The 15,833-nt window shown below is 23.4% G+C and carries 13 protein-coding genes; 7 read left to right on the forward strand and 6 right to left on the reverse strand.

Annotated elements, in window-relative coordinates:
• Window positions 1–127: 127 nt before the first annotated feature.
• From rsmH to RJT65_RS00970, 4 genes are all read right to left on the reverse strand, one after another.
• On the reverse strand, window positions 128–1,069 hold the full coding sequence (gene rsmH, locus RJT65_RS00955) for a 16S rRNA (cytosine(1402)-N(4))-methyltransferase RsmH (protein WP_343153175.1): 942 nt from the start codon (window positions 1,067–1,069) through the stop codon (window positions 128–130).
• Window positions 1,070–1,128: 59 nt separating this feature from the next.
• On the reverse strand, window positions 1,129–1,605 hold the full coding sequence (gene ilvN / locus RJT65_RS00960; RefSeq protein ID WP_343153064.1) for an acetolactate synthase small subunit: 477 nt from the start codon (window positions 1,603–1,605) through the stop codon (window positions 1,129–1,131).
• Window position 1,606: 1 nt separating this feature from the next.
• Window positions 1,607–3,334 carry a biosynthetic-type acetolactate synthase large subunit gene (ilvB, locus tag RJT65_RS00965; protein WP_343153066.1) on the reverse strand — a complete coding sequence of 576 codons (1,728 nt, stop codon included), beginning with the start codon at window positions 3,332–3,334 and terminating at the stop codon, window positions 1,607–1,609.
• Between the two features lie 171 nt (window positions 3,335–3,505).
• A complete protein-coding gene (locus RJT65_RS00970) occupies window positions 3,506–4,456 on the reverse strand; it encodes an FAD:protein FMN transferase (RefSeq protein WP_343153068.1) in 951 nt (316 codons plus the stop codon).
• 438 nt (window positions 4,457–4,894) lie between these two features.
• Here RJT65_RS00970 and RJT65_RS00975 point away from each other — a divergent pair, with 438 nt between their 5' ends.
• Window positions 4,895–6,319 (forward strand): Do family serine endopeptidase, encoded by a 1,425-nt coding sequence (locus RJT65_RS00975; protein WP_343153070.1) that lies wholly within the window; start codon window positions 4,895–4,897, stop codon window positions 6,317–6,319.
• A gap of 90 nt (window positions 6,320–6,409) precedes the next feature.
• Here the strand turns inward: RJT65_RS00975 and dapD are convergent, their stop codons facing one another.
• Window positions 6,410–7,234: a 2,3,4,5-tetrahydropyridine-2,6-dicarboxylate N-succinyltransferase gene (dapD, locus tag RJT65_RS00980; protein WP_343153072.1), complete on the reverse strand. Its 825-nt coding sequence runs from the start codon at window positions 7,232–7,234 to the stop codon at window positions 6,410–6,412.
• A gap of 141 nt (window positions 7,235–7,375) precedes the next feature.
• Window positions 7,376–8,131, reverse strand: a complete 756-nt coding sequence (gene map, locus RJT65_RS00985; RefSeq protein WP_343153075.1) for a type I methionyl aminopeptidase — start codon at window positions 8,129–8,131, stop codon at window positions 7,376–7,378.
• A 259-nt stretch (window positions 8,132–8,390) separates the two neighbouring features.
• On the opposite strand from map, the gene rpsB reads away from it, so the two are divergent.
• The 6 genes from rpsB (at window position 8,391) to dnaE (ending at window position 15,820) form a co-directional block, all read left to right on the forward strand.
• Window positions 8,391–9,110, forward strand: coding sequence for a 30S ribosomal protein S2 (gene rpsB, locus RJT65_RS00990; RefSeq protein WP_343153077.1), 720 nt, complete (start codon window positions 8,391–8,393; stop codon window positions 9,108–9,110).
• A 106-nt stretch (window positions 9,111–9,216) separates the two neighbouring features.
• Complete coding sequence (gene tsf / locus RJT65_RS00995; protein WP_343153078.1) at window positions 9,217–10,023, forward strand: translation elongation factor Ts; 807 nt, start codon at window positions 9,217–9,219, stop codon at window positions 10,021–10,023.
• 199 nt (window positions 10,024–10,222) lie between these two features.
• The gene (gene frr, locus RJT65_RS01000) at window positions 10,223–10,780 is read left to right on the forward strand and encodes a ribosome recycling factor (protein ID WP_343153080.1); all 558 of its coding nucleotides are present in this window, start codon (window positions 10,223–10,225) and stop codon (window positions 10,778–10,780) included.
• A gap of 123 nt (window positions 10,781–10,903) precedes the next feature.
• Window positions 10,904–11,614 carry a polyprenyl diphosphate synthase gene (gene uppS, locus RJT65_RS01005; RefSeq protein WP_343153082.1) on the forward strand — a complete coding sequence of 237 codons (711 nt, stop codon included), beginning with the start codon at window positions 10,904–10,906 and terminating at the stop codon, window positions 11,612–11,614.
• 70 nt (window positions 11,615–11,684) lie between these two features.
• Entirely contained in the window at window positions 11,685–12,146 is a 462-nt protein-coding gene (gene fabZ, locus RJT65_RS01010) for a 3-hydroxyacyl-ACP dehydratase FabZ (protein WP_343153084.1), read from the forward strand.
• Between the two features lie 149 nt (window positions 12,147–12,295).
• Complete coding sequence (gene dnaE, locus RJT65_RS01015; protein ID WP_343153086.1) at window positions 12,296–15,820, forward strand: DNA polymerase III subunit alpha; 3,525 nt, start codon at window positions 12,296–12,298, stop codon at window positions 15,818–15,820.
• Window positions 15,821–15,833 lie beyond the last annotated feature (13 nt).

Consider the following 15,833-nt stretch of genomic DNA (forward strand, 5'->3'; position numbering starts at 1 on the left):
AAAAAAAGTTATTATTTTTTTAATAGATAAATTACTAAATTTTTTAGGATTTTAAAAATTATTTAAATAAGATTAAGTTTTTATAGTTTTTTTCTTGATATATTTTTAAAAAATAATCTTTCATTTTTTAAATTCTTTCAGCAACTCTGAGAATCGCACTTCTAGATCTTCTATTTTTTATTATTTCATTGATATTTGGAAAAATTCTACTAATTATTTTAAAATTATTTTTTTTTATTTTTTTTATTTGATTTTCTGTTATCGGTAAATTTTTTGGAATAAAAAAATGTTGTTTACTATGATTTATAAAAAACTTTTTCACAATTCGATCTTCTAAAGAATGAAATGATATTATTGACAACCTGCCTTTATGCGATAGTATTTTTAAAGAATCATTTAATATTTTCTTTAGTTCAGTTAACTCTTGATTTAAATAAATACGAATTGCTTGAAAACTGCATCTAGCAGGATGTTTGGATTTGTTAAAAGGTGTATTTTTTTTTATTAAATCAGATAATTCAGTTGTTCTTGTAATTGGAGATATTTTATTTGTTTTTATAATAGCATTTGCAATTTTTTTAGCGTATTTTTCCTCTCCGAATTTTTTTAACACATCGGAAATTTTTTTTTCTTTATTTTCTAAAAGCCATTTTGAAGCGGTAATTCCAGAAGTTGGATTCATTCTCATGTCTAAAGGCCCGTCTAACCTAAAAGAAAATCCTCGTTCTGGATTATTTAGTTGTATAGACGATACACCTAAGTCTAATAGTATTCCATCTACTTTTTTGATTATATTTTCTTTTCTTAAAAGAAAAATGATGTTTGAAAATGATCCATGAAAAAATTTAAAACGAGAGTCAGTTATTTTCTTTGCCTCTTGAACAGCAAAAGGATCAACATCTATAGCATATAACTTTCCTTTTTCACCTATTTTTTTTAATATTTCATTTGAATGCCCGCCACATCCAAAAGTACCATCTATATAAATTCCATTTTTTTTAATATTTAATGATTGCACTACTTCCTGTAACAATACTGGAATATGTTTTTTTTTTTCATATTTTTTAATTTGTATTAAATGTTTTTTAAAAAAAAATTTATTAATTACTGAGTTTATAAAATAAAAAACTAATTTCTGTAAATTCCAATGATTCCAGATCTAGATGTATCAATAATATCAACATATTTTCGAATTAATTCGAGAAAAGAGTTTATTTTTTTATTAGAACCAGTGATTTGTATAATATAACCTTTAGTAGTTAAACTAATTATTTTTCCTCTAAATATATCAACAATATCTTTTATTTTTTCTTTTTTTTTGCAAATATTTCCTATTTTTATTAATATTATTTCTCTTTCAATATAATCATTATCATTAACTTCTGAAACTTTTAGAACGTCAATTAGTTTATGTAATTGCTTTCCAATTTGTTCTATAACTTTTTCATCTCCAACAGTTTGTATCGTTAGTTGAGATAAGGAAGGATCTTCTGTCGGTGCTACAGTTAAACTTTCTATATTATAACCTCTTTGAGAAAAAAGCCCTATAACTCTGGATAGCGAACCAGATTCATTTTCTAATAATATTGATAAAATTCTTCTCATTTTAAAAATCTCTCTTTTTTTCTAATATCATTTCGTTCATCCCCCCCCCTTTAATTTGCATTGGATAAACATGTTCGGAATCACTAGTTAAAATGTCTAAAAATACTAATTTTCCTTGATTTAATTGTTTTAATGCTATTTCCATTTTTTCATTTAGTTCTAAAGGATGAGTTATAGCTATCCCGACATGTCCATACGATTCTGATAATTTAACAAAATTAGGCAAAGCTTGCATGTAGGAATGAGAATGACGTCCAGAATATATCATATCCTGCCATTGTTTGACCATCCCTAATGACTTATTATTAAGGTTAACAATTAAAATAGGTAATTGATATTGCAAAGCAGTAGATAATTCTTGAATATTCATTTGAATACTGCCATCTCCTGTGATACAAATTACCATTTTTTTAGGAAAAGCCAATTTTACCCCCAGTGCTGCAGGTAATCCAAATCCCATAGTGCCTAATCCTCCTGAATTAATCCATTGACGAGGGCGATCAAAAGGGTAATGTAAAGCAGTAAACATTTGATGCTGTCCTACATCTGATGTAATAAAAGCTTTACCTAATGTTTTTTTCCAAATAAGTTCAATAACTTTTTGTGGTTTAATTACATTTTTATTGTTTTTAGTTTTTTTACTTTTATTTTTTTCTTTCCAGGTATTAATACATTTCCACCAACTTTTAAAAGAATCATTTTCTGTTTTTGTGTCAGTACTATTTAATTCTTTAATAATTTCTTTTAATACTTTTTTAGCATCTCCAACAATAGGAATATCAGCTAAAACAGTTTTAGAAATTGAAGTAGGATCAATATCTACATGTAAAATCTTAGCATAAGGACAGTATTTTTTTAAATTATTAGTAGTTCGGTCATCAAATCTTACTCCGATAGCAAAAATTACATCCGAATTATGCATAGCCATATTAGCATGATAAGTTCCATGCATTCCTAACATACCTAAACTTTGTTCATGAGTTCCTGGAAATGCTCCTAGTCCCATTAAGGATGTTGTAACAGGAAAATTCAAATTTTCTGCTAAAATTTTTAATTCATTATGACTATTAGAGGTAATAACCCCTCCTCCAGCATAAATAATTGGTTTTTTTGCTTTTAATAAAGTATGTAACACTCTTTTTATTTGTCTAGTATTTCCTTTAGTTATTGGATTATAAGATCGAATATTAATAGAATTAGGCCAAATATATGGTTTTTTGCATTTTTCACCTAGAATATTTTTAGGTATATCGATTACAATGGGTCCTGGTCTTCCACTAGATGCTAGCCAAAATGCTTTTTTAAAAATTATGGGAATATCGGAAGTTTTTTGAACTAAAAAACTATGTTTAACAATTGGTCTGGATATTCCTATCATATCGCATTCTTGAAAAGCATCATATCCTATCAAGTTAGAAGCAACTTGACCAGATATAATGACCATTGGTATTGAATCCATGTAAGCAGTTGCAATACCAGTAATAGCATTAGTAGCTCCTGGTCCAGAGGTGACTAAAACAACACCTACTTTTCCAGTTGCTCTAGCATAACCATCAGCCATATGAGTTGCACCTTGTTCATGTCTTACTAAAATATGTTCAACACCACCAATTGTTTTTAAAGCGTCATAAATATCAAGAACTGCTCCACCAGGATAACCAAAAATAAATTTGATATTTTGATCTATCAAAGATCGTATAACCATTTCTGCCCCTGATAAAACTGGCATTTTAAACCTCCAAAATTTTTAATCGAAATTTAAAAAAAAAATTAAGAAATTTTATTTTTCTTGCAAAGATTACATCTTTTTATATGTTATTTTAAATTTAATAATTTTGTTATTAATACAAAAAAAATTTTTTTATTTTATTAAAAAAATTTATTTTTTACAATATATAAATTATTTGTTAGTAATTTTCAAAGATGATTTAATTAAGAACTTTTTAAATTTAGGAGAAATCCAAGTATAAAAACCTTTTTTTCTTTTTTGTATTAAACAAACAGCAAGTTTTTCTTTTAGTATCAATTTTCTAGCCTTTTTAAAACCTAATATTTCAAGTGCTGTATCCCAAGCATCAGCATCTAATGCGTTTTTAGAGATTACAGTTACTGATGCTAAATTATTAACAACAGGCATTCCATTAAACGGATTGATTAAATGAGAAATTTTTTTTCTATTAAAGTAATAATAATTTCTGTAATTTCCCGAGGTACTTATTGATTGGTTTTTTAGTTTAACTAAAATATGAACAGAATTTTTCTTATTGGTTGGTTTTTGAATAGCTATAACTGAAAATTTTTTATGTAAGCAGTTTTTTCTAGATCTAATGGCTCCACCAACGGAAATTGTATAGTCGGTAATTTTTTTTTTATTTAGTAATTCAGAAATATGATCTACGGTGAAACCTTCTCCTAAAGTGGAAACGTTTATTTCTAAATTTTTTAAATCTTTGTATAAATATTGATTATTTTTATGATTTATTAGATAAATATGGTTTATACCAGTTTTTGAAAGAGCAACTTTTATTGCTTTAAATGAAGGAAATTTAAAAGTTGTATTTATACCATTAAATCCCCAAATTTTTATTAATGCACCAATTGTAATATCTAAAGCACCATATGTTTTTTTACTTATTAAAATTGCTTTTGAAATAATAGTTTTAAAATTTTTAGTAATTAATATGGGTTTATTATGTAAATTAAAATTAAATTTTGAAATTACTGAATTTTTACTCCATGTAGATAATTCTTTTTCATCATGATTTAACAAAAGTTGGATATTTTTTTTTAAAATCAGGAAATTTATTTTTTTTTTATTCTTAAATAGTTGAACTTTCCATGTTGTACCCATGGTATGACCATGTAAGAAAAATAAGCTTTTTTGATTTAAAAAAAAACTTTTTTTTATATATATAAAAAAAATAAAAAAAAATAAAAAAAAAAGAACTAGATTACTTATTTTCATATTAAAAAACCAAAATAAATATTTTTTGGTATTATCCTAATGCATTACAGATATATTTAAATATGTAGATTAATTATAAATCATTTTTGTCTTTAAAACTTTAATTTTTTTAAAAAAAATAATTTTTTTTTAAAAGAAAAATATAAATTTAAAATAAAAAAAATAATATTTAATTTTTTATTTATATGTTAATAACTCTTTAAATATCTTTCCAAAAGTGTAGGAAAATAATTTTTTAAAAGTAATATGTGAAATTAAGGAGAGCAAATTTACTTTATTAAAAAGAATTAAAAAGAATTTAAAAATAAAATTTGAGAATAAAATATGAAAAAAATAGCTATTACAATGATGATAATAAGTTTTTTATTTCCTAGATTTGGTATGTCTTCAAATAAAAGTTTTTCTTTAATTAAAAAGAATAACATTTCTTCAATTAACGTTCCTAACTTATCTTCTATATTAGATAAAGTTATACCTTCAGTAGTAAGTATAGATTCTGAAGTAAAAGCAACAACATTTGATACTGAAAAAAATCAAAACGATAAATCTTTATTAAATGATGATGCCTCGTTTTGTCGAAATAAATCTTTATTTTATGAAACACCATTATGTCATGAATGGATAAAAAAAAATCAATTTCCCAAAATGATTAAAGTTATAGGTTCAGGAGTAATAATTGATTCTGAAAATAAATATATAGTTACTAATAATCATGTAATTCAAAATACAAATAAGATTCAAGTTAAATTAAATGATGGACGTGTATATGATGCTCAACTAATTGGACAAGACAATCTTTCGGATATAGCTTTACTTAAGATAAATGATGCCAACAATTTAGTAGCTATTAAAATGATAGATTCAGATACTTTAAAAATAGGAGATTATACTTTAGCAATTGGAAATCCTTATGGATTAGGAGAAACAGTTACATCCGGAATTATTTCCGCTTTAGGAAGAAGTGGACTAAATAATAATCATTATGAAAATTTTATTCAAACTGATGCGGCTATAAATAGAGGAAATTCAGGAGGAGCATTAGTAAATTTAGAGGGGAAATTAGTTGGAATTAATACCGCTATTTTATCTCCAGATGGAGGAAATATAGGAATTGGTTTTTCTATTCCAACGAATATCATAAAGAATATCACAGATCAACTTATTAAATATGGTCATGTCACTCAAGGAGAACTAGGAATAATAGGAACTGAATTAACATTCAATTTAGCAAAGGCAATGAAATTAAAATTACAAAGAGGAGCTTTTATTAATCAAGTATTTAAAAATTCTTCAGCTGATCAATCAGGAATTAAACCAGGAGATGTTATTATTTCTTTAAATAAAAAACCAATTTTTACTTTTTCTTCTTTACGTGCTGAAATAGCTTCGTTTCCCGCAAATAGCTTAGTTAAAATAGGTTTAGTGCGTGATGAAAAAATAAAGATTATATCAGTTATGTTAAAACCGCATCCAAAAGAAAGAACAGATTCTAAAATTACTAAAAATTTAATTGAAGGTATTGATTTTAGTAATTTTATTATTAATAATGAAAAGAGAGTAAAAGTCAGTTTTGTAAAAGTAAATTCTATTGCTTTTCAATTAGGTTTTAAAAAAAATGATATTATTTTATCTATAAATAAAGAAAAAATTTTTAATCTAATTGATTTAAAAAATATTTTTAAAAAAAATTTTTCAACGTTAGTTTTTGATATTAAAAGAGGAAATAGCAGAATTTATTTGATAGTTTAGAAAAAAAATATTTCTCCCCTAATTTATTTCTAAATTAGGGGAAGTTTCTTTTTTATTTTTTTTATTCTGATATCTTCTGTATAAATTTATTTAATCTAAATTTCGTAATAATTCGTTAATTTGTACTTTTTTTCTAGTTTTAGAATCTACCTTTTTTACAATTATAGCAGAATATAAACTATATTTATTATCTAATGAAGGTAAATTCCCAGGAACTACAACAGATCCTGATGGAATTCTCCCATAAAAAAATTTTCCTGTTTCTCTATCGTATATTTTAGTACTTTGTCCAATATATACTCCCATTGAAATTACAGAATTTTTTTCTACTATAACACCTTCTACTATTTCAGAACGTGCTCCAATAAAGCAGTTGTCTTCAATAATTGTAGGATTATTTTGTAAAGGTTCTAAAACACCTCCAATCCCGACACCACCAGATAAATGCACATTTTTTCCTATTTGAGCACATGATCCGACTGTTGCCCAAGTATCAATCATTGAATTTTCTCCTATATATGAACCTATATTTATATAGCAAGGCATTAATATTACATTTTTTTCTATAAATGAACCATATCTAACAGTAGCGTTAGGAACCACCCTTACTTTTTCTTTTTGAAATTTTTCTAAAGAATAATTATGATATCTTAGAGGAATTTTATCGTAATAATTACTATTTGTATTAGGTATTATTTTATTTTTTTGAGTGTACAAATATAATAAGACTGCTTTTTTTAACCATTGGTGAGTAATCCATACACCTTCTTTTTTTTCGGAAATTCGAAGTTTTCCGATATTAAGTAATTCAATAACACTGTTAATAACATTAATAACTGAGTTTTCTTTTTTTAAAAGTTCGATTTTTTTTTTGTTTTCAAATGTTTCTGTGATAATTTTTTCTAGATTTTTCATTTTTTAATAAACCTTAAGATATATATATGAACATAAATTTTTTAAAAGTTTTAAAATTTTATAAAAAATATATTTTTCAAAAAAATATATTTTTATAACATAAATTGCAAAGATAATTTTTTTGAAATATATTTCATTTTTTTATAAAGTTAAAATTTCACATCCTTTATTAGTTACCAAAATAGTATGCTCATATTGAGCCGATAAATTTCTATCTTTTGTTTTTACAGTCCATCCATCTTTCATTAATTTTATATTAGGGGAACCAGCATTTACCATCGGTTCAATTGTAAAAGTCATATTTTCTTTTAATAAAAATTTATAATTTTTATTATAGTAATGAAGGATTTGTGGATCTTCATGAAATTTTTTTCCAATTCCATGTCCACAGTAGTCCTTAACTATTGAAAAATCTTTTTTTTCAACATAAGATTGAATAATCTTTCCTATTTTATTTATACATATTTCTGGTTTAACTATTTTAATAGCTAAATCTAGGCTTTTTTTAGTAACATAACATAATCTCTTTCCTAAAATAGTTGGAGTTCCAACAAAAAACATTTTAGATGCATCTGCATGATAAGAATTTTTTATCACAGTTACATCAACATTTACAATATCTCCATCTTTCAATTTTTTTTTATCATTAGGAATTCCATGACATACAACATCATTTACGGAAATGCAAGTTGATTTTGGAAATCCATTATAACCTAAACAAGCAGGGAATGCTTTCTCTTCATATACTATATAATCATGGCAGATTCGATCTAATTCTCCTGTAGTTATATTAGGTACAATATATTCTGAAATCATTTTCAAAACATTAGACACTATTTTTCCAGCCTCTTTCATTTTCTTTATTTCTACATTTGTTTTTATAAGATTTTTATACATAAATTTTCCTAATTTTTTTATTATAGAAATTTTTAAATTTACGGTTTTTTTGATATATATAGATTATACTATTAAAAAATAGTAAAAATTTTAATTTTCTAAAAAGTAAAGAAAGTTTATAAAAACTATAATTTATTTTTTTATTAATAAAAAAATATGTTTAAATGTTTTTAATTTTTATGTATTTGTACAATATAAATAAAAAATAAATAGTAAAAAATTATTATTTTTTAGTAAAAAATTTTAAATTGAGGTGATTATGTCAATAGTTTCTATGCGAGATATGTTAAAAGCAGGAGTGCATTTTGGTCATCAAACTAGATATTGGAATCCTAAGATGAAACCGTTTATTTTTGGAATACGAAATAAAGTGCACATCATTAATTTAGAAAAAACGCTTCCTATGTTTAACACTGTTTTGTTTGAATTAAAAAAAATTGTTTCTAGAAAAGGAAAAATTTTATTTGTTGGAACAAAAAAAGCAGCTAGTAAAATAGTAAAAGAATCAGCTAATGCTTGCAAGCATTTTTATGTAAATCATCGTTGGTTAGGGGGAATGTTAACTAATTGGAAAACTGTTCGTCAGTCTATTAAAAATTTAAAAAATTTAGAGATACAATCTAAGGATGGAACTTTTGAAAAATTAACGAAAAAAGAAGTATTAATTAGAAAAAAACAATTAAAAAAATTAGAAAATAGCTTAGGTGGAATAAAAAATATGGGAGGATTACCCGATTGTTTGTTTGTTATTGATGCTCAACATGAACAAATTTCTATAAAGGAAGCTAATCACTTAGGTATTCCAGTTTTTGCGATTGTAGATACAAATTCTAGTCCTGATGGAATAAATTTTATTATTCCTGGTAACGATGATGCTATTAGATCAATTAAGTTATATTTAGATGCTATTACTACTTTAATTAATGGAATTAACGTTAAAAATAATAAAAATATACGATTTTTTAATAAAGCAAAATAAAATTTTTTTAATACCAACGTAATAATAAAAAATTTTTATTTTTAAAAAATGTTTTTGATTAATTAAATCAATATTATTTAATTTATCAATTAATAAAGGAATAAATATGAATAAGGTGGTAGTGAATGCTTCTCTTGTAAAAAAATTAAGAGATAGAACTGGAGCAGGTATTATGGAATGTAAAAATGCTTTAGTTAAAATGGAGGGAAATTTAGAAAAATCGATTGATTTCCTTAAAACAATTGGTGAAATTAAAGCAGAAAAAAGATCTTTTCATGGAACAAAACAAGGGAAAATTTTTTTAAAAGTAGAAAATAAAAAAGCTGCAATTTTAGAGCTAAATTGTGAAACTGATTTTGTAGCAAAAGAAAAAAGTTTTCTTTTATTTGGGAGAAAAGTTGTTAATGAAATTTTGTTAAAAGAAACAAATGATGTTAATCATATTAATTCGATTTTTCAAAAAGAAATAAAAGAAATGATTTCCAAAGTTGGGGAAAATATTAAAATTTATAGAATACATTTTTTAATAGGAAAAAATATAATTAGCTATATGCATCATAATAATACAATAGGAGTAATTTTAAATATTATTTCAGATGAAAGTACATTTTCGAAGAATTTAGCAATGCATATTGCTGCTAGCAAACCAAAATATTTAAGTCCGAATATTATTCCTGAAATGATAATTAATAGAGAAAAAAAAATTTTTTTAAATTCTTTAAAAAAAATAAATAAGTCAAATGAAATAATTAATAAAATTATACAAGGAAAGATAAATAAATTTAAAAATGAAATTTCTTTAACAGGACAAAATTTTATTTTTGAACCTAAAAAAACTGTTTCTCAATTACTAAAATCATATAATTCTCAAGTAATTTCTTTTGTAAGGTTTGAAGTTGGAGAAATTTTATAATTTTAGTAAAATTTTAAAAATTAAAATAATAAAATTTTTTAGAAATTAAAAGGAACTATTAAAGAGCTATAAACAAAAGTTCTTTAATGGTTTTAAATTTAGTTATTTATATTTTAAATAAAGTTTATATAAATAATTTTTTTTATAAAAAAATATTTTTTAAAAAATATTATATATAAGAAATATATAAGGAAAAGTTATGATTGAAAATATTCAAAAATATGTTAATAAAAAAATGGAAGAATGTATTATAAACTTCAAAAAAAATTTAAGTAAAATAAGAACAGGTAGAGCATCATCCGACATATTAAATGGAATTTTTATTGAATATTATGGAAATAAAACAGAACTAAAAAAAGTGGCTAATATTACATTAGAAAATTCTCAAACATTAAAAGTAACTCCTTTTGAAAATAGCATTCAAAAATTAATAGAAAAAAAGATTATTAGCTCTAATTTGGGACTAAATCCTATTTCTAAAGGAAACACCATTTTAGTAAAAATTCCTTTTTTAACTGAAGATAGAAGAAAAGAATTAGTTAAAATTATAAAAAGTGATGGTGAAAAAGTTCGAATTAGCATTAGAAATATTCGAAGAGATGCAAAAGATAAAATAAAAAAATTATTAAATGAAAAAGTCATTACTAAAGATAAAGATTATTTGTTTCAAAGTGAATTGCAAACAAAAACAAATTTTTTTATAAAAAAAATAGATACTATTTTAAAAAATAAAGAATTAGAATTAATGAAATTTTAGTTGTAGATTTTATATCCCTTAACTAAAATTAAATTTTTTATAAATAAAAAATTTTTAATAAAATGTAGAAATTAAATAAAAAATATAGTTTGTAACAACTATTAAGTAGTTTTATTACATATTATGAATATAAAAAAAAGAAATTTTCCTTCTCATATCGCTATTATTATGGATGGAAATGGTAGATGGGCAAAGAAAAGAGGTCAACCTAAAATTTTTGGTCATAAAGAAGGAATAAAAGCTGTTTATCGTTCTCTTCAATTTGCTTTATTTAATAATATTAAAGTTTTGACTTTATATGCATTTAGCAGCGAAAATTGGAGACGTTCTTCAATAGAAGTTGAAAATCTAATGTTTTTATTTGAATATATTTTAAAAAAAGATATTTTTAATTTAAATAAATATAATGTTAAGTTAAAAATTTTAGGAAATAAAAGAAAACTACATTGTACTTTACAAAAACAAATAAAAATTTCTGAATTATTAACTAGTAAAAATAAAGGATTAAAGCTTAATATAGCTATTAATTATGGAGGTAGACAGGATATTTTATATGGAATAAAAAATATTATAAATGAAATTTTATCAGGAAAATTAAAAATGAGTGATATAAAAGAAGATACTTTTTCTTCTGTATTATCTACAAGATTTTTACCTCCAGTAGATTTGTTAATTAGAACTGGAGGAAATATTCGAATTAGTAACTTTTTGCTTTGGGAAATTGCTTATTCAGAGTTATATTTTACTAATATATTTTGGCCTGACTTCGATAATAATTCATTTATAGCAGCTATTAACCAATTTAAAAAAAGAAAAAGAAATTTCGGAAAATAAAGATATTTATATAAAAAAAAATACTTAGGATCATATAAGTAATTTTTTTTTAATAACAGGAAGAATTAAATTGTCAACTATTAATGTTATTTTTAATAAAAATGAAATAATAACAGTATTACCTCATAGGCATCCTTTTTTATTAGTAGATAAAATTTTAGAATTAGTAAAAAATAAATATGTAAAGACTAGTAAATTAATTAAAAAGAATGATTTTTTTTTAAAAGGTCATTTTCCTGGATTTCCTATTCTTCCAGGTGTATATATTATGGAGATGATGGCACAATCTAGTTGTTTTTTATTGTTAAAAAGTCAAGAAAAAATATTTCCAAAAGATTTTTATTGTTTATCTAGTATAGAAAAATGTTATTTAAAATCATTTGTTTTTCCTACACAAAAAGTTGTTATAAACATATTTATAAAAAAAAAAAAAAATCTTACAAAATTAAAAGGAATTGCTAAAGTAAATAATAAAATTGTATGTATAGCATATTTTTCTTGTATGAAAATAAATAAAGATTTTATTAGTTAATAAAAACTATTATATTTCTTTAAATTATTTTTTAAAATTTAGTTTTTTAAAACTACTTTAATATTATCTAATAATATAAAAAATATTTTATTAAAAAAATTAACTATGGATTAATTTTTAATTAAAAAGAATTTAGGCATAATAGAGATATGAAAGAACCAAAATTTATTCATCTTCGTTCCCATAGCGATTATTCTATGATAAATGGGTTAGCAAAACCAGAAAATTTAATAAATTCAGCATTAAAACTAAATATGCCAGCATTAGGTTTAACTGATTTTTCGAATTTATACGGAACTATAAAGTTTTATAAATCAGCTTATAAAAAGGGAATTAAACCTATTATTGGTGTTGATTTTAATTTTTTTTCTAAATTTGTAGAGGATGAAGTTTGTAGTATCACTGTATTAGCTAAAAATGAAACAGGATATAAAAATTTGATAACTTTAGCTTCTAAAGCTCATCAAAATAAAACTTTTTCAGAAACAGGACCTATTATTAACACAGATTGGTTATGTAAATATAATAAAGGTTTAATAGTATTATCAGGAGGATGTTTAGGAGATATAGGACAACTTATACTAAAAAAAAAAGAAAAAAAGATAAAAGATTGTTTGATTTTTTATAAAACATTTTTTCCTAATTCTTATTATTTAGAGTTAACAAGAATAAATTTAAAGTATGAAAATTATTACATTGATAAAGCTGTGGAAATATCGATTAAAAATAATCTTCCAATAGTTGCTACAAATCCAGTTTTTTTTATTAAAAAAAAAGATTTTGATATTCATCAAATTAAAGTTGCTATTAATAAAGGATTAACATTAAATAGTATTAAAAAAATAAATAATATTACTGATAATCAATTTATGCGCTCTTCGGAAGAAATGGAGAAAATATTTTCTGATTTACCTATAGCTTTAAAAAATAGCGTAGAAATTGCAAAAAGATGTAATATAAAAATTATCTTTGGTAAGTATTTTTTACCTAAATTTTTTACTGGAAATATAAATACTGAAGATTATTTAATAAAAATAGCTAAAATAGGATTAAAAAAAAGATTTGAAAAATTATTTTTAGAAGGAAAAATTTCTAAAAATATTATACCAAAAGAGTATAAAATTCGTTTGTTTAAAGAATTAAAAGTAATTAATAAAATGGGATTTCCAGGTTATTTTTTAATAGTTATGGAATTTATTCAGTGGGCAAAAAACAATAGAATTCCTGTCGGTCCTGGAAGAGGTTCAGGAGCTGGATCTCTTGTTGCATATGTTTTAAACATTACGGAAATAGACCCATTACAGTTTAATCTTCTATTTGAACGTTTTCTTAATTTAGAACGAATATCTATGCCTGATTTTGATATAGATTTTTGCATGTACAAACGAGATAAAGTAATTGAGCATGTTGCAGAAAAATATGGAAAATCTGCTGTTTCACAAATTATTACATTCGGAACTATGACAGCTAGAGCTGTTATTAGGGATGTTGGTAGGGTATTAGGTTATCCATACGGATTCATTAATGCAATTTCTAAACTAGTTCCTTTAGATCCTGGTATTACATTAGATGTTGCTTTATCTAAACAAACAGAATTATTAGATTTATATAATCATAAAAAAGATGTAAAAATATTAATTGATATGGCAAAACATCTTGAAGGTGTTGTGCGAAATGTAGGTAAGCATGCCGGAGGAGTAGTTATTGCACCTACTAAAATTACTGATTTTTCTCCTTTATGTAGAGATATTAATTCTAAAAATTTATTAACTCAGTTTGATAAAAATGATATTGAAGAAATTGGATTAGTAAAATTTGATTTTTTAGGGTTAAAAACATTAACAACGATTAGTTTAGCTTTAAATATGATTAATGGTCAACGTTCCAAAAAAGGAAAAAAATTAATAGAAATTTTATCTATTCCTCTCAATGATTTCAAGAGTTTTAAACTATTGCAAAATTCGGAAACTACAGCTATTTTCCAGTTAGAGTCTCCTGGAATGAAAGATTTAATTAGAAGAATGCATCCTGATTCATTTGAGGATTTGATAGCTTTAGTTGCCTTATTCCGTCCAGGACCATTACAATCTGGAATGGTGGATAATTTCATTAATCGAAAACATGGGAAAGAAGTAATCGCATATCCCGATAAAAAATGGCAGCATAAATTGCTAAAGCCTGTTTTACTTTCTACTTATGGAATAATTTTATATCAGGAACAGGTAATAAGTATTGCACAAGTATTTGCAGGATATACTTTATCTAGTGCTGATATATTACGAAGAGCTATGGCTAAAAAAAATCCAGTAGAAATGAATCAACAAAGAATTTTGTTTAAACAAGGAGCTAAAAAAAAATCTATAAATTCAAAATTATCAATGAAAATATTTGATTTGGTTGAAAAATTTTCAGGGTATGGATTTAATAAATCTCATTCTGTAGCTTATGCTTTAGTTTCATATCAAACATTATGGTTAAAATCACATTATCCCGCCCAATTTATGGCGGCTGCAATGACAGTAGATATGGACAATACAGAAAAAATTGTAATTTTATTTTATGAATGTATAAGATTAAAATTAATTATTAATGCGCCGAATATTAATATAAGTAAATATGAGTTTCATGTTAATTCTAACTATAGTATAGAATATGGATTAGGAGCTATAAAAGGAATTGGGAAAAGTTCTATTAATGAGATTATTAAAGAAAGAAAAAAAAATGGAAATTTTTTGAGTTTATTAAATATTTGCATAAGAGTAACTCTTTCAAAACTTTCCCGTCGAATAATAGAAAAATTGATTATGTCAGGTGCTTTTGATTGTTTTCAAAAAAGTAGATATGAATTAATTTGTTCAGTTCCTGAAGTTATAAAATCAGCTAAACAATATTTAAAAAGCAAAAGCGAATATCAAGAAAATATATTTGGTCCGTTATTAACAGAATTAGAAAAAGTGGCACCATTATCTTTAAATTTTAAAAATAATTTTTCAGAAGTAACGAAATTAAATTGGGAAAAAGAAGTTTTGGGATTTTATTTAACTGGTCATCCAATTGTTCAATATGAAGAAGAAATTAATTTTTATATACGAAACGAAAACAAAATATCTAATAAAAAATATAAAAGAATAAAAGAAAAAATAACAGTAAAAGGAATAGTTATTTCAATAAAAATTTTATTTTCGAAAAATAAAAAGAGGTTTGCTTCCATTGTAATAGATAATAATTTAGGTCGTTTAGAGGTAATTATTTTTGAGAAAACATTGACTATCTTTGAATTTTTATTAAAAAAAAATGAAATATTAATAATAGAAGGTGAATTAAAATTTAGTTATTTTAATAAAGAAAAAATATTAATCGCTAATCATATTAGTAATATAAATTTTTTTAGAAAAAAATATGTATCTAAACTAATTTTTAAATTAAATGAAGATAACGATGATACATTATTTCTTAATTCATTAAAAGAAATTTTTAAAAAGCATTCTAATGGAAAAGTTCCAGTATACATGCATTATATAAGTCGAGATTTTAAAAAAAATCTTTATTTTGATACAAAATGTTATATTTCAGTTTCTGATGATTTACTTGATGAACTAAAAGAAATACTAGGAGAAAAAAAGGTTCAATTAAAGTTAGAAAGTAATTTAGAAAAAATACTAATTTGTTATTAGAATATTTTTTATA

The sequence above is a fragment of the Buchnera aphidicola (Mindarus japonicus) genome, assembly GCF_039393905.1.
In the GTDB taxonomy this organism is placed as follows: Bacteria; Pseudomonadota; Gammaproteobacteria; order Enterobacterales; family Enterobacteriaceae; genus Buchnera_A; species Buchnera_A aphidicola_B.

Bases quoted from the DNA above. Each gene is read 5' to 3' on its own strand.
- ilvB (WP_343153066.1), bottom strand. From the start codon at position 3,334: ATGCCAGTTTTATCAGGGGCAGAAATGGTTATACGATCTTTGATAGAT.
- uppS (WP_343153082.1), top strand. From the start codon at position 10,904: ATGAATATAAAAAAAAGAAATTTTCCTTCTCATATCGCTATTATTATG.
- dapD (WP_343153072.1), bottom strand. From the start codon at position 7,234: ATGAAAAATCTAGAAAAAATTATCACAGAAACATTTGAAAACAAAAAA.
- dnaE (WP_343153086.1), top strand. From the start codon at position 12,296: ATGAAAGAACCAAAATTTATTCATCTTCGTTCCCATAGCGATTATTCT.
- map (WP_343153075.1), bottom strand. From the start codon at position 8,131: ATGTATAAAAATCTTATAAAAACAAATGTAGAAATAAAGAAAATGAAA.
- RJT65_RS00975 (WP_343153070.1), top strand. From the start codon at position 4,895: ATGAAAAAAATAGCTATTACAATGATGATAATAAGTTTTTTATTTCCT.
- tsf (WP_343153078.1), top strand. From the start codon at position 9,217: ATGAATAAGGTGGTAGTGAATGCTTCTCTTGTAAAAAAATTAAGAGAT.
- frr (WP_343153080.1), top strand. From the start codon at position 10,223: ATGATTGAAAATATTCAAAAATATGTTAATAAAAAAATGGAAGAATGT.
- rpsB (WP_343153077.1), top strand. From the start codon at position 8,391: ATGTCAATAGTTTCTATGCGAGATATGTTAAAAGCAGGAGTGCATTTT.
- ilvN (WP_343153064.1), bottom strand. From the start codon at position 1,605: ATGAGAAGAATTTTATCAATATTATTAGAAAATGAATCTGGTTCGCTA.
- RJT65_RS00970 (WP_343153068.1), bottom strand. From the start codon at position 4,456: ATGGGTACAACATGGAAAGTTCAACTATTTAAGAATAAAAAAAAAATA.